General features: G+C 64.8%; 14 protein-coding genes. 3 read left to right on the top strand and 11 right to left on the bottom strand.

Annotated elements, in window-relative coordinates:
• Positions 1-110: 110 nt before the first annotated feature.
• Genes VLK31_RS19430 through VLK31_RS19420 form a run of 3 tightly spaced genes read left to right on the top strand, consistent with a single transcriptional unit; the run spans position 111 to position 3,258 of the window.
• A complete protein-coding gene (locus VLK31_RS19430) occupies positions 111-2,495 on the top strand; it encodes a phosphoketolase (RefSeq protein WP_409170074.1) in 2,385 nt (794 codons plus the stop codon).
• Positions 2,492-2,881, top strand: coding sequence for a TraR/DksA family transcriptional regulator (locus VLK31_RS19425; protein WP_409170073.1), 390 nt, complete (start codon positions 2,492-2,494; stop codon positions 2,879-2,881). Before VLK31_RS19430 ends, VLK31_RS19425 begins: the two co-directional genes overlap by 4 nt.
• On the top strand, positions 2,878-3,258 hold the full coding sequence (locus VLK31_RS19420) for a hypothetical protein (protein ID WP_409170072.1): 381 nt from the start codon (positions 2,878-2,880) through the stop codon (positions 3,256-3,258). The genes VLK31_RS19425 and VLK31_RS19420 overlap by 4 nt, the downstream gene beginning before the upstream one ends.
• Before the next feature lie 149 nt (positions 3,259-3,407).
• On the opposite strand, the gene VLK31_RS19415 is transcribed toward VLK31_RS19420, so the two are convergent.
• The 11 genes from VLK31_RS19415 to VLK31_RS19365 all read right to left on the bottom strand — a co-directional run bounded on the left by VLK31_RS19415 (position 3,408) and on the right by VLK31_RS19365 (position 14,103).
• The gene (locus VLK31_RS19415; protein WP_409170071.1) at positions 3,408-4,301 is read right to left on the bottom strand and encodes an oxidoreductase; all 894 of its coding nucleotides are present in this window, start codon (positions 4,299-4,301) and stop codon (positions 3,408-3,410) included.
• A gap of 10 nt (positions 4,302-4,311) precedes the next feature.
• Entirely contained in the window at positions 4,312-4,545 is a 234-nt protein-coding gene (locus tag VLK31_RS19410) for an SHOCT domain-containing protein (RefSeq protein WP_323498708.1), read from the bottom strand.
• 59 nt (positions 4,546-4,604) lie between these two features.
• Entirely contained in the window at positions 4,605-5,639 is a 1,035-nt protein-coding gene (gene adhP, locus VLK31_RS19405) for an alcohol dehydrogenase AdhP (RefSeq protein ID WP_409170070.1), read from the bottom strand.
• Between the two features lie 31 nt (positions 5,640-5,670).
• Positions 5,671-7,134: an NAD(P)(+) transhydrogenase (Re/Si-specific) subunit beta gene (locus VLK31_RS19400; protein ID WP_409170069.1), complete on the bottom strand. Its 1,464-nt coding sequence runs from the start codon at positions 7,132-7,134 to the stop codon at positions 5,671-5,673.
• 10 nt (positions 7,135-7,144) lie between these two features.
• The gene (locus VLK31_RS19395; RefSeq protein WP_409170068.1) at positions 7,145-7,522 is read right to left on the bottom strand and encodes an NAD(P) transhydrogenase subunit alpha; all 378 of its coding nucleotides are present in this window, start codon (positions 7,520-7,522) and stop codon (positions 7,145-7,147) included.
• A gap of 19 nt (positions 7,523-7,541) precedes the next feature.
• Entirely contained in the window at positions 7,542-8,723 is a 1,182-nt protein-coding gene (locus tag VLK31_RS19390; RefSeq protein WP_409170067.1) for an NAD(P) transhydrogenase subunit alpha, read from the bottom strand.
• 13 nt (positions 8,724-8,736) lie between these two features.
• Positions 8,737-10,125: an NAD-dependent succinate-semialdehyde dehydrogenase gene (locus tag VLK31_RS19385; protein WP_409170066.1), complete on the bottom strand. Its 1,389-nt coding sequence runs from the start codon at positions 10,123-10,125 to the stop codon at positions 8,737-8,739.
• 371 nt (positions 10,126-10,496) lie between these two features.
• Complete coding sequence (locus VLK31_RS19380; RefSeq protein ID WP_409170065.1) at positions 10,497-10,694, bottom strand: hypothetical protein; 198 nt, start codon at positions 10,692-10,694, stop codon at positions 10,497-10,499.
• A 41-nt stretch (positions 10,695-10,735) separates the two neighbouring features.
• Positions 10,736-11,719 carry a zinc-dependent alcohol dehydrogenase family protein gene (locus VLK31_RS19375; RefSeq protein ID WP_409170064.1) on the bottom strand — a complete coding sequence of 328 codons (984 nt, stop codon included), beginning with the start codon at positions 11,717-11,719 and terminating at the stop codon, positions 10,736-10,738.
• A gap of 4 nt (positions 11,720-11,723) precedes the next feature.
• The gene (locus VLK31_RS19370; RefSeq protein ID WP_409170063.1) at positions 11,724-12,710 is read right to left on the bottom strand and encodes a 2-hydroxyacid dehydrogenase; all 987 of its coding nucleotides are present in this window, start codon (positions 12,708-12,710) and stop codon (positions 11,724-11,726) included.
• 31 nt (positions 12,711-12,741) lie between these two features.
• Positions 12,742-14,103, bottom strand: coding sequence for an MFS transporter (locus VLK31_RS19365; RefSeq protein ID WP_409170062.1), 1,362 nt, complete (start codon positions 14,101-14,103; stop codon positions 12,742-12,744).
• Positions 14,104-14,145 lie beyond the last annotated feature (42 nt).

The raw sequence follows: 14,145 nt of genomic DNA, 5'->3' as shown, positions 1-14,145 counted from the left end.
CGAAGCAAACGAGTCTGAATCTCGCCCCAGGGAACGTCTGTTCGCTGACGCACAGACGACGGGGCCCGTGCCTTCTACAACCGAGTGCTTACCTCCCGGAATCCTTGCCCATGAAGAACGCTTCGCTCAGCCCGGACCTGCTGCACAGGATGGACGCCTACTGGCGAGCCGCCAACTACCTGTCGGTCGGGCAGATCTATCTCTACGACAACCCACTGCTCAAGGAGCCGTTGAAGCTGTCGCATGTGAAGCCGCTGGTGGTCGGCCACTGGGGCACGACGCCAGGCCAGAACTTCATCTACGTTCACCTGAACCGCGTCATCAAGGCCCACGACCTGGACATGTTCTACATCGCCGGCCCGGGGCATGGCGGTCCCGCGATCGTTGGAAACGTGTACCTCGAAGGCTCCTGGAGCGAGGTCTATCCCGATGTGACGCAGGACGAGGCGGGGCTCAAGAAGCTGTTCAAGCAGTTCTCATTTCCCGGGGGCATCTCCAGCCATGTGGCACCGACGACGCCGGGCTCGATCCACGAGGGCGGCGAGCTGGGCTATTCGCTCAGCCACGCCTTCGGCGCCGTCTTCGACAACCCCGGGCTCATCGTGGCCTGCGTGGTCGGCGACGGCGAAGCCGAGACCGGTCCGCTCGCCACCGCATGGCAATCGACCAAGATGCTCGATCCGGCCACCGATGGCGCGGTCCTGCCGATCCTTCATCTCAACGGCTACAAGATCAGCAACCCGACGCTGCTGGCTCGCATAGAGCACGACGAACTCGACCAGTTCTTTCGCGGTTGCGGCTGGGCGCCGCTGTTCGTCGAAGGCGACGACCCGGAGACGATGCACCAGCGGATGGCCGCCGCGATGGATGAAGCCCTCGCGTTGATCCAGCAGGCGCAGCGCGATGCGCGCGAGCACAAGAGCACGACCCGGCCACGCTGGCCGATGATCGTGCTCCGCTCACCCAAGGGCTGGACCGGGCCGAAGATGGTCGACGGACTGCCTAACGAGGGTACCTTCCGCTCGCACCAGGTCCCTCTGTTGGTGAATGCCGAACACCCCGAACATGTCGCCCAGCTCGAGCAGTGGATGAAGAGCTACCGGGCCGAAGAGCTGTTCGATGCGAACGGGCGCCTGCTGCCCGAACTGGCCGCACTCGCACCAGAAGGCAACCGGCGCATGGGCATGAATCCACATGCCAACGGCGGCCTGCTGCTGCACGACCTGCACATGCCTGACTTCCGCGACCATGCGGTGACCGTCCCGTCTCCCGGTGCGCTGCAAGGGCAGGACACGATGGTGCTTGGCAAGTTCCTCGCCGACGTGGTGCGGCTGAACCAGGACCAGCGCAACTTCCGCGTCTTCGGCCCCGACGAGACTTTGTCGAACCTGCTTGGTTCGGTCTTCGACGTGACGATGCGGCAGTGGGATGCGAGCACCGTGTCGAACGACGAGTTCCTCGCCCCGAGCGGTCGGGTGCTCGACTCGATGCTGAGCGAGCACCAGTGCGAGGGCTGGCTCGAAGGCTACCTGCTGACCGGCCGGCATGGGCTGTTCAACAGCTACGAGGCCTTCATCCGCATCGTCGACTCGATGTTCAGCCAGCACGCCAAGTGGCTCAAGGTCACGCGCGAGTTGCCGTGGCGACGGCCCATCGCTTCGCTGAACTACCTGCTCGCCTCGCACGTCTGGCAGCAGGACCACAACGGCTTCACGCACCAGGACCCGGGCTTTCTCGACCACGTCATCAACAAGAAGGCCGACATCGTGCGCGTCTACCTGCCGCCCGACGCCAACTGCCTGCTCTCGGTGTTCGACCATTGCCTGCGCAGCCGCAACTACGTCAACGTGGTGGTGGCCGGCAAGCATGCGCTGCCGCAGTGGCTGACGATGGAAGCCGCCGTGGTGCACTGCACCGAGGGCATCGGCATCTGGCCCTGGGCCAGCAACGACCAGGGCGCGGAACCCGATGTGGTGATGGCCTGTTGCGGCGACACACCGACGCTGGAAATCCTGGCGGCCACGTCCATCCTGCGTGAGCATCTGCCGGAACTGAAGGTCCGCGTGGTCAACGTCGTCGACCTGATGAAGCTGCAGTCGGCCAGCGAGCACCCGCACGGACTCGACGAAGCCGACTTCGACTCGCTCTTTACGCGCGACAAGCCCGTGATCTTCGGCTTCCACGGCTACCCGTCGCTGGTGCACCGCCTGACCTACCGCCGCACCAACCGCAACCTGCACGTCCACGGTTACAAGGAAGAGGGAACCATCACCACGGCCTTCGACATGCGCGTGCAGAACGAGCTGGACCGCTTTCACCTGGTGCAGAAGGTGCTGGACTGCCTGCCGCACCTGAGCAGCCGGGCCGACTACCTCAAGCAGATGTGCCGTGACAAGCTGGTCGCGCACAAGCTCTACATCGACGTGCATGGACAGGACATGCCGGAGATCCTCGAATGGACATGGGGCGCCGCGACCCAGGGAGACAAGCGATGAGCGCAAGCACACCCTCTCATCTTTCGCACGCGCAGCGCCTCGTCCTCACGGCGCTGCTCGAGTCCCGGCGCATCGCCTTCGAACGCCTGAGCACCTTGCAGCTGGAGGGTGAGTCGCAGGTCGAAGCTGCCCGCCGCGTCTTGCTGCAGGACGCCGACGACGCACGCCAGCGCGAAGGGACCCACGAGGTCGAAGGCATCGTGGCGGACATCGACAGCGGCGAGTACACGGCGATCCGCGCAGCGTTGGAACGTATTCATGGTTCCGCCTACGGCCTGTGCGTCGATTGCCACGCCGCGATTCCGTTCGGCCGCCTGCAGATCGAACCCCAAGCCCTGCGATGCATCACCTGCCAAACCCTTCACGAACGGGAATCCAAGCCATGAGCCTTTTTCACGCGGTCGCTTTTGTCGACCATCAATCCGCCCACCTGCTGCAGTTCGCACCCGACGAAAGGGTAGAGCAGCATGTGCACGAGCAGTTGAAGTTCACACGCCAGCATCACAGTGGCGTGCGCACCGAACACGAGTTCTTCGGTTCCGTCTGCGATGCGTTCGACGGCATCGCCGAAGTGCTGGTCGTGGGGGGAAACACGAGCGTCGCCGACTTCCAGCGTTATGTGGAGAAGCACCGGCCGCAGACGATGCCCCGCATCGCCGGCTACGAGGTGGTGGACCACCCGACCGATAACCAGCTCATCGCGCTGGCACGCAGCTTCTTCGTGAAGCACGACCGCATGGTCGGCACTCGCGTGCCGACCTGAGTCTCGGCGCACACGGGCCCGTCAGGACACCGGGACCACCGCCTCTCGAGAATGGCCCGGGCCACGGGGCGGCCGGCGTTTTCCATCAGCGTCCTCTGCGTGTTGTGAGCAATGCCGCGTCGCGGTTCATCGCATCGGTTGCCGGGGTCTCAAACGACAGCACCAACAGCCGTAGCACGCACAGGCTGGGGGAAGTCGGCGGCGCGCGCCACGGCCTCGCCCGCCGCGAACTCGGTGCGCAATGCTTCGACCTGGGTCATCGCGCCGTCGAAGGCGTCGTTGCCCAGCAGCAGATGGTGTGGCGGATGGCCTGAGACCACCGCATCGATGAGGGCATCGACGGCACGCACGGGGTCGCCCGGCTGCTGACCAGAGGACGCGCGGATTTGGCGCCGCACATTGCCGGCCGTGGCGACGTAGTCGTCGATCTGGTGTTTGCTCTCGTTGGCGGAGCGGCCGGCCCAGTCGGTGCGAAACCCGCTGGGTTCGACCACCATCACCTGCAGTCCCAGTTCAGCGACCTCCTGCCGCAACGCCTGCGATAGACCTTCGACCGCGAACTTGGTGGCGCAATATTGCCCCAGTGCCGGCATGCCGCGGATGCCGGCCAAGGACGAGAAGTTAACGATGCAGCCACGCCGACGCTTGCGCATCTCGGGCAACACGGCCTGGATCATGCGGGTCAGGCCGAAGACGTTGACATCAAACATCTTGCGCACTTCTGCCTCTTCACCCTCCTCGACGGCGGCGAAGTAGCCGATGCCGGCGTTGTTTACCAACACGTCGATAACGCCGAAGCGCTCCTGCGCCGCTTGGACAGCTGCGACGACCTGGTCCTGCTGGGTCACGTCGAGCGCAAGCACGAGGACCTTGTCGGTCGCAGCGAAGCCTTCCAGGGTGGCCGGATCGCGCGAGGTCACCACCGTCCGGTAGCCACGGTCGATGGCCTGCCTTGCGAGTTCTAGACCAAAGCCTGTGGAGCAGCCGGTGATGAACCAGACAGGCGGCTCGGTCGAAATGGCATTTTGAATTTGGGTATTCATTCGTCTTTCCTTACGCCAGGATGGCCGCTTTCATGCGGCTGTAGTCGTCGTGGGTGATCTCCCCGCGCGCATACCGCTCACTCAGGATGTCCTGCGCTTCCTTGCCGAGGGGCCTGCCGTAGTTGCGGTGCACGCGGTAGGTGTAGCCCCAGTTCCCGGCGCTCGAGAAGATGAGGATCATCATCCCGAACCATAGGAACCAGCCCCAACCCGAGTACCAGTCGTTCCAATATGTGCCTGCCATTTTTCAAACTCCTTCAGTGAAAGGGATATGCCCCAAAAAGCCTGGTGGACGCGCTGATCTCACCGGGCCGAGAAATCCAGCACCACGCGCGACGGCACTTCGCCCTTGGACAGTCGCTCGAACACGTCATTGATCGCCGAGAGCGGCTGCAATTCGATGTCGGCCTTGACCTTGCCTTCGGCGGCGAACTGGAGTGCCTCGGCCATGTCGTGTCGATTGCCCACGAACGAGCCGCGGATGGTGATGCAGTTCGCCACCACGTCGAAGAGCGGCGTCGGGAAGTCGCCCGGTGGAATGCCCACCAGCACGCAGGTGCCGATCTTCCGCGTCATCGCCACGCCCTGCTGGAAGGCCGGCAGCGACGGCGCAGTGATCAGCACGCCGTGCGCGCCGCCACTGGTCACCTTGATGACGGCGTTAACGGCGTCCGGGTGCCTGGCGTTGACGACCGCGTCGGCGCCGAGCTTGGTCGCATGCGCGAGCTTGGCATCGTCGATGTCCACTGCGCACACGTGAAGGCCCATGGCCTTGGCGTACTGCACGCCCAGGTGCCCGAGGCCGCCGATGCCCGAGATGACAATCCACTCGCCGGGCCGGGCCTTCGTCTCCTTGATGCCCTTGTAGCTGGTGATGCCCGCGCAGATCAGCGGCGCCGCGGCCGTGGGTGCGAGTCCGGCCGGGATGTGCGCCACGTAGTTCGGGTCGGCCACAATGTATTCGGCGAAGCCGCCGTTCTTCGTGTAGCCGCCGTACTCGGCTTTCGCACAGACCGTCTCCCAGGCCTGCAGGCAATATTCGCAATGGCCGCAGGCCGAATACAGCCATGGCACGCCCACGCGATCGCCCTCCTTCACCGCCGTGACGCCGGCGCCCAGCGCCGTGACGATACCGATGCCTTCATGGCCCGGGATGAACGGCAGTTTGGGCTTGGCGGGCCAGTCGCCGTTGCGGGCGTGCAGGTCGGTATGGCAGACGCCGCAGGCCTCGGTCTTGACGAGGATCTGGCCGGGGCCGGCCACGGGCCTGTCGACCTCCATCAGTTTCAACGGCTGGCCGAAGGCTTCAACGACGGCGGCTTGCATCTTGGGTGTCATGGTGTGCTTTCTGGGGTTTTCGGGGGTGGGTTCACGCAGCGGCCGGCAGGCCGAGGCTCTTGACCGATTCGGTCATCTGCTGCAGCACGGCCAGTGCGTCGCCATAGACCATGCAGGTGTTGTCGGCGTAGAACAGTGCGTTGACGATGCCGGCATAGCCCTTGCCCTCGCCGCGCTTGACCACAAAGCACTTCCCGGCCTTGTCGGCGTTCAGGATCGGCATGCCGTAGATCGGCGAGCCCTTGTCGCTGCGCGCGGCCGGGTTGACCACGTCGTTGGCGCCGATGACGAGCGAGATGTCGGTGGTGGCGAACTCCTCGTTGATGTCTTCGAGCTGGAAGATCATGTCGTAGGGCACGCCGGCCTCGGCCAGCAGCACGTCCATCTGGCCCGGCATGCGGCCGGCGACGGGGTGGATCGCGAACTTCACGCTGACACCACCGGCCTGCAGCATCTTCACGAACTCGTACAGTTTGCCCTGCGCCTGCGCCGCCGCCAAGCCGAAACCGGGCACGATGATCACCGACTTGGCATAGCGCATCGCGATGCCTGCATCGCCCGGCGCCATCGGCTTGAGTTCCCCCTTGACCGCACTGCGCTTGTGCTTGGACGGCCCGCCGAAGTTGGTGAAGACCACGTTGCTCACCGAGCGGTTCATGGCCTTGGCCATCAGCAGCGTCAGCAGCAGGCCGGCGGCACCGACCACCATGCCGGCGATCATGAGCGCCGGGTTCTGCAGCACGTAGCCTTCGAGCCCTACCGCCAGACCCGTGAAGGCGTTGTAGATCGAGATCACCACCGGCATGTCGGCACCGCCGATGGGCAAGGTCATCAGCACCCCGAAGGCCAGCGCCAGTGCCAGGAAGGTCCAGACCATGGCGGGCATCGCGACGGGCGAGTCGACCAGCTTGTAGGCCACGCAGACGATGAACACACCCAGCGCCACGGTGACCAGCATCACCGCGCCATTGAGGAGCTGCTGCCCCGGTACGCGCAGCGGCTTGTTCAACACGCCCTGCAGCTTGGCCCAGGCGATCAGCGAGCCCGAGAGCGACACCGCACCGATCAGCGCGCCGAGCAGTGTCACGCCGAGGGCAGTGGCGTCGCTCGCCTTATTTCCGAACAGCTCCACCGCAGCGATGCCCGCAGCCGCGCCACCACCCATGCCGTTGTAGATCGCCACCATCTGCGGCATGGCGGTCATCGCCACCGTGCGGCCGGCCCACCACGCCACGCCGCCGCCGAGCGCCAGCGCCACGATGGCGAGCGCCAAATTGACCCACAGATGCGGGCGCGCGGCTTCGTCCACGCCCAGCGCATACAGAAAGCTGGCCAGCACCGCCACGACCATGCCCACGCCGGCCACACGAATGCCCGAGGGCGCAGTCACAGGCGACGACATGCGTTGCAGGCCGAACAGGAACAGGAAGGACGCGGCGATGCCGGCAAGGCCGACGATCAGCGGGGCCAGAGAGGGAGGAAGGAAGTTCAACATGGCGTGGTGCTCAATGCTTGCCGCCAGCAACGACCTTGATGGCTGGCTTCTTGTGGCCTGCGCCCTTGCCATGCTTTCTGGCGCCAGGTTTCTTGCCGCTGGTCTGGAACATCGCCAGCATGCGGTCGGTGACGGCGTAGCCGCCGGCCGCATTGCCCGCACCCAGCAGCACGGCGAAGAAACCGAAGGCCTGCTGTTCCACGGTGCTTGCATTGAGCAGCGCATACAGCCCGCCGACCACCACGATGCCGTGGACGAAGTTGGAGCCGGACATCAACGGCGTGTGAAGGATCGCCGGCACGTGGCCGATGATCACCCAGCCGGCAAAGCCGGCCAGCATGAAGATGGTGAGGGCCAGCAGGCCGGTGATGTTCATCGCGAAACTCATGATCGGGTCCGTTCTCGGCTCAAGCCGTTGTGCGCGTGGCAGGGGTTTTGGAAGGCGCGGGCGCGTTCTTTCCAGAGACGGCTGCGTCGGCCGGCTTGGGTGCGTCCTCGGTGCGTTTGCCGTCGTGACACAGCGCCGTTTTCGCCAGCACCTCATCGGTCCAGTCGATCGTGATGACGTTGTCTTTCAGCATCAGCTCGAGCAGGTTGAACTGGTTTTTCGCCAACAACTCGCTCGCGTCGCTGCCCACCATCGAGGGCACATTCAACGGCGCGACGATCAGCGCCGGGCCGACCTGCACCGTCTCGCCGGGCACGGTGTCCTCGCAGTTGCCGCCACCTTCGGCCGACAGGTCGACGATCACGGCACCGGCCTTCATGCCGGCGACCTGTGCGTGGCTGATCAGCTTCGGGCTTGGCTTGCCCGGGATCGCCGCGGTGGTGATGACGAGGTCGGATTGCTGGATGTGCTTCGTCAACACATCGGCGACCTTGGCTTGCTCGTCGGGTTTGAGCTCACGCGCATAGCCGCCCTCACCGCGCGCATCGACACCGGTCTCGACGAAGGTGGCGCCGAGCGAACGCACCTGCTCCGCCGTGTCGGGCCGCACGTCGTAGCCCTCGACCACGGCGCCGAGCCGGTGCGCCGTGGCCACCGCCTCCAGCCCGGCCACCCCCAGTCCCATCACCAGCACCTTGGCCGGTCCGATGGCGCCGGCCGCGGAAGTCAGCTTGGGCAGGATGCGGCCCATGTGCGTGGAGCCGAGTTGCACGGCGTAGTAGCCGGCCAACGCCGACTGGCTGGACAGCGCGTCCATGCTCTGCGCCCGCGTGATGCGCGGCAGGCGCTCCATCGCGAAGCAGGTGATCTTCTTGTCGAGCAGCCGCTGCACGAAGGCGTGCGCCTTGTCGGCATATACGAAGCAGATCAGCAGGGCGCCGGGCTTCATCGCGTCGATGACTTCGAGGGCGGGCGGTTGCACCGCCAGCACCACGTCGGCATCGGCCACCATGGCCAGGCGGTCCTCCATGAAGACCACGTCCTTGAAGGCGGCATCGGGCAGGTGCACGGCGCGCCCGGCGCCGGTCTGCATGTGCAGCCGGGCACCGAGCTTGAGGAGCTTGGGGACCACCGCGGGCACCAGCGCCACGCGCTTTTCGTGCGGCTGCGTCTCCGCGAGAACAGCGAGGTTGACGTACATCGCGATGCCGGGCTCAGCCAATGACCGGCGCGTCGGCCTGCACCGTGCGCACGAGCTTCTTGTTGACGAACTCCTGGATTCCCATGTTGCCGAGTTCACGGCCGTAGCCCGAGTCCTTGATGCCGCCGAAGGGCAACTCGGCATCCGACCAGTCGATGTTGTTGATGAACATCATCCCGGTGTCGACAGCGGTCGCTACGCGCTTGCCACGTGCGACATCCTGGGTCCAGACCGAGCCGCCGAGGCCGAAGTCGGAGTCGTTGGCCAGCGCGATGGCCGCGGCCTCGTCCTTCACGCGGTAGAACGAAACGACCGGGCCGAAGAACTCGTCGCGGAAGGCCGGGTTGCCGGGCTTGATGTCGGTCAGGATCGTGATTTCCATGAACGCACCCGGGCGGTCGAGCCGCTTGCCGCCCATCAGCAGCTTGGCCCCGCCCTTCACGGCGGCATCGACCTGCGCGAGCAACTGCACCAGCGCAGCTTCGGTGGAGAGTGGGCCGTGGCTGGTGTTCTCGTCCATCGGATCGCCCGGCTGCAGGGCCGACAGTGCGGTCTTGAACTGGTCGATGAACTTGTCGGCAATCGATTCGACCGCGATGAAGCGCTTGGCCGCGCAGCAGGTCTGTCCGCCGTTGTACATGCGGCCCCACACGGCCCACGGAATGGTCTTGGCCAGGTCGGCATCGTCGAGCACGATGAAGGCGTCGCTGCCGCCCAGTTCCATCGACGACTTTTTCAGGTTCTGCCCGGCGCGTGCGGCAATGCTGCGACCAGCGGCCACGCTGCCAGTCAGCGCCACGCCCTTGATGCGTGGGTCGTCGATGACGATGTTCGACTGTTCGTGCGAGATCAGCAGGTTGGTGTAGGCGCCCTTCGGTGCCCCGGCATCGATCCACAGCTTCTCGAACGCGATCGCGCACTGCGGCACGCAGCCGGCGTGCTTCACCACCACCGTGTTGCCCGCCATCAGGTGCGGGCCGGCGATGCGTGCCAGTTGATAGAACGGAAAGTTCCAGGGCTCGACGCAGAACAGCACGCCGAACGGGCTGCTTTCCATGTGCGCTTCGCCGACCTTCGGATGCAGCTTCGTCGGCGCCAAGAACTCGGCGCCGTGCTGGGCGTAATAGGCCAGGATGTCGGCACTGAACTTGACTTCGCCGCGGGCCTCGTCGATGCGCTTGCCCATTTCGAGGGTCGCCAGTTTGGCGAAGTCGTCCACATGGGCGCGCATCAGCGCGGCGGCCTTGTCGACGATGACGGCACGCTCCTTGTAGCTCGTGTGCTTCCAGGTCTCGAAGGTCGCTTGCGCGGTCGCGAGCGAGGCTTCCAGCTGCGCACCGTTCAGATGCTCGAAGGTCTTGAGGGTCTTGCCATTGAAGGGATTGATGCTCTCGTAAGCCATGGTGTGTTCCTGGGTTGGGGGGTGGACACAACGATGCGCGCTTGGCATTCAAGGGTCTGTGCGGCAACGTACTCAGGAAGACAAAGTGACCTTTTTTGATGGGTGGGCCGAGATCGCAATCGATGCGTGCATCGCTTGACATCACCGCGTCAACTTTGCGCGAGCAACCTTCAACTCCTGACGGTGGGACGGCGTCGGTCGTGGAAAGGCCATCCTCATTTTCTTGAGGGTGTCCAGGACGATGCGCGAGACGATCAGCCGTGCAGCGTCGTTATCGTCCGCAGGCCCGATGTACCGGGGCGAGTCCACGCCGCTGCCAGTGCTCAGATCACATGCTGGATCGCACCGTACTTCGCTGCGGAATCCATCGCCTAGAAGGCCAGCAGGAGTGCATGGCGGTTGGACGCTTGCAGCAGTGCCTGCAGAGCGCTCATGTGCTCGACGTGTCTTTGCAAGCGGTGACGATATTGCTTCTCCGACCGGCACAGCGCATTGATCCGCGTCGGTTGCCGATCCAGGATCAGCGCTTTCCGTGGCTGCGCGCGAAAGGTATTCGAATCGATCTTCATCGATGATCTCTCAGAGACCGGAGACCGAAACCCGCTGACGTTCACGGCACCAGCACGGCCGCACCCTCGAAGCGTCCAGCGCGCAGATCGGCGAGCGCCTCGTTCGCACGCTCCAGCGGGTAGCGCGTGGTCTTCGTGACGATGCCCATGCGCGGCACCTGGCCGAGGAAATTGAGCCCGTCCTGCCGCGTGAGGTTGGCGACCGACAACAGCTGTCGTTCCTCCCACAGCAGGCTGTAGGGGAAGCGCGGGATGTCGCTCATGTGGATGCCGGCGCACACCACCCTAACCCCCTTGCGCACGGCCTTCAGCGCCAGCGGCACCAGGTCGCCGACCGTGGCAAAGACGATGGCCGCATCGAGTGCTTGCGGCGGCACCTGGTCGGAGTCACCGGCCCAGGTCGCGCCGAGGCTGCGTGCGAAGTCCTGAGTCTTGCGATCGCCCGGCCGTGTGAAGGCGAATACCGAACGGCCCTGCCACTTCGCTACCTGCGCGAGGATGTGGGCGGCTGCGCCGAAGCCATAGAGGCCCAGCGTTTTGGTATCGCCTGCGATCGTCAGTGCGCGCCATCCGATCAGGCCGGCGCACAGCAAGGGCGCGAGCGACTCGTCGCTGCCCCGCTCGCCCAACGGAAACGCAAAACGCGCATCGGCAACCGTGGCCGTTGCAAAGCCGCCATCGCGGGTGTAGCCCGTGAACAGCGGGCGGTCGCACAGGTTCTCGCGCTGCATCTTGCAGAACGGGCAGACGCCACAGGTGTGGCCGAGCCATGGAATGCCGACACGCTGGCCCAGTACGAGGTCTGTCACGCCTGCGCCGAGGACGTCGATGCGGCCAACGATCTCGTGCCCCGGGATCATGGGCACATGCGGGTGCGGCAGTTCGCCATCGACGACATGCAAATCGGTGCGACAGACGCCGCAAGCCCCCACCGCGACGCGGATCTCGCCGGGCCCGGGCTGCCGGTCGGGCAACTCGGTCCATTCGAGCGAAGTACCGATCTTGTTCAGAACCATGGCGTGCATGACTTCAGCTCACTTCGTGCATTGGTTTTCCATTCTTTGCGAACGCATCGATGTTGGCGATGGTCGTCGCGGCGATGGCCGTCATCGCATCTTCGGTAAAAAAGGCCTGGTGCCCGGTGACGAGAACATTCGGAAATGTCAGCAGCCGCTCGAACACGTCGTCGCGAATCACGTCGTCGGACTTGTCGTCGAAGAACAGCGCACCCTCCGCTTCGTAGACATCGAGTCCGAGGTGGCCAAGAGCGCCGCTCTTGATGGCCGAGACTGCCGCCTTCGTGTCGAGGATCGGTCCGCGGCTTGTGTTGATGAGCATCGCCCCGTGCTTCATCTTGGCGATCGCGGCGGCATCGATGAGATGCTGCGTCTGTGGCGTGAGCGGGCAGTGCAGCGTGACGATGTCCGACGCGCCGAGCAGTTGTGCCAAAGGCACGTAGCTGACGCCGATCTCGGCGCACAGCGGATTCGGCTGAATGTCATGGGCCAGCACCTTGCATCCGAAGCCCGTCATGATCCGCGCCATGCTGGTGCCGATACGACCGGTTCCCACGATGCCGACCGTGCGGCCATGCAAGTTGAAGCCGAGCAAGCCTTCGAGCGCGAAGTTGCCTTCACGCACCCGCGCATAGGCGCGATGGATGTTTCGATCGAGTGACAGGATCAAGGCCACCGCATGTTCCGCGACGGCTTCTGGCGAATAGGCAGGCACCCGGCCGAGCGCAATCCCCTGCGCCTTCGCCGCCGCCAGATCGACGTTGTTGTAGCCGGCCGCGCGCAAGACGACCAGACCGATGCCCAGACTCTTGAACTGGCCGAGCACCGACTCGTCGACTTGATCGTTGACGAAGACGCAGACTGCCTTCGCGCCGCGCGCCAACACCGCCGTGTCGGGCGTCAGGCGGGCTTCGATGTAGTGGAGCGTGTGGTGGCCCGCGGCCGCGGCGTCGAGAAAGCGGCGGTCGTAGGATTGGGTGCTGAAGACTGCGATGTCCATGGTGAAGCTTCTTTGTGGGGTGTCGTGGGAGTCAGGCGCTGACGACCTTGGGCGATGCCACGCCGGCGATCGAAGGGCTGTGCTTCGCGCCAGCTGTGCCGGACTCGCGCAGGAAGAAGCTCAGCACGATAGCTACGATCACGCCGCCCACCAGCGGCAGCAAGGCCGTCTGGAACGCGCCCAGCGTCATCGGCGTTCCCTGGTCGGGCAGCATCAAGTGCGAGATGAAGGGCGACATGATTCCGGTCATTACGAAGACGAGGAAGTTCATCACGCCGGCCGCCGTCCCTTTGACCTGTGACGGGTTCAGCTCTTTCATCATGGAAAAAGGAATCATCGCGGCACCGGACGCGACGCCGAGCAGCAGCGCGACCGAGAAGCGCGGCAGCGTGCCCACCGGAACGTAGATCGCGGCAAGGCCGGCCGCGAGCATCACCAGTGCGCCGACGATCAGCACGGGCTTCCGGCGGCCGATCTTGTCTGAGATGTAGCCCAGCAGCGGGCAGCCGATCACCCAACCGATCGGCACCATTGCCGCGTCGGATGCTGCTGCTGCCATCGTCATGTGTTCGCCACCATGCAGAAAAGCGGTGGCCCAGACCAGTGCGCCGATCGTCGTGGGCAGGAAAAGCAAGCCGCCGACGATGCCGGCGAGCCAGCTCTGCACGTTGCCGAACACCGTCTTAAACGGGGCGACGACACTGGCGAAAGACAGCGCGCCGTGATGGCTCGGGCTGTCTCCGCTCTCCTTGGGCATCACGAGCCAGGTTGCAACGGCGAGCACGAAGCCCGCGACCGCGAAGGCGATCCACACGGACTGCCAGCCGACATGGAAGCTGCCGGCCGGATCGATCGCCATGTGCACCGGCTTGGAGCCGAACGCCGCTCCGGCCATTCCCAGGCATTGCGTGAAACCGATGAACATCGCCAGCATGCGCGCCGGCAGATAACGCGCGGCAACATAGGACGAACCGATGAACGCAAAGATCGCTCCAAGCGCCTGCAGCACGAAGCCAGCCATGCCTGCTGCCTCACTACCCTGCGCAAAGACCAGACATCCGATGCCAACGACGGCGATGCCGAACGGAATGGTGCGACGCGCGCCGTAGCGGTCCAGCAGCACACCGGCCACCAGCGCCATCAGCGCATACGCAACGTAGTAGGCGGAGATCATCGCGCCGATGTGGTTGCCGCCCCAGGCGTGGGTGAGCTCGGTCTGCATCACGCCAGGCGCAGAGCGCACGGCGTACTGAAAGAAATAAAAGACGGCACACAGCAGCCACGCCACGAGGAAGAGCGGCTTCAGATCGTGCGGCGCGGCGCCATCGACAACGGGTTGCGCTTCATGCGGCTTCGCTGCATGAAAGTTGTGAGAAGGAGTCTGGGTGGTCATGATGGTTTACGTTGGAGTTGCATGGGCATGAGCATGCGTGGC

Source organism: Variovorax sp. H27-G14 (genome assembly GCF_046156345.1).
In the GTDB taxonomy this organism is placed as follows: domain Bacteria; phylum Pseudomonadota; class Gammaproteobacteria; order Burkholderiales; family Burkholderiaceae_C; genus Variovorax.
This window is presented reverse-complemented; position numbering and strand designations above follow the sequence as displayed.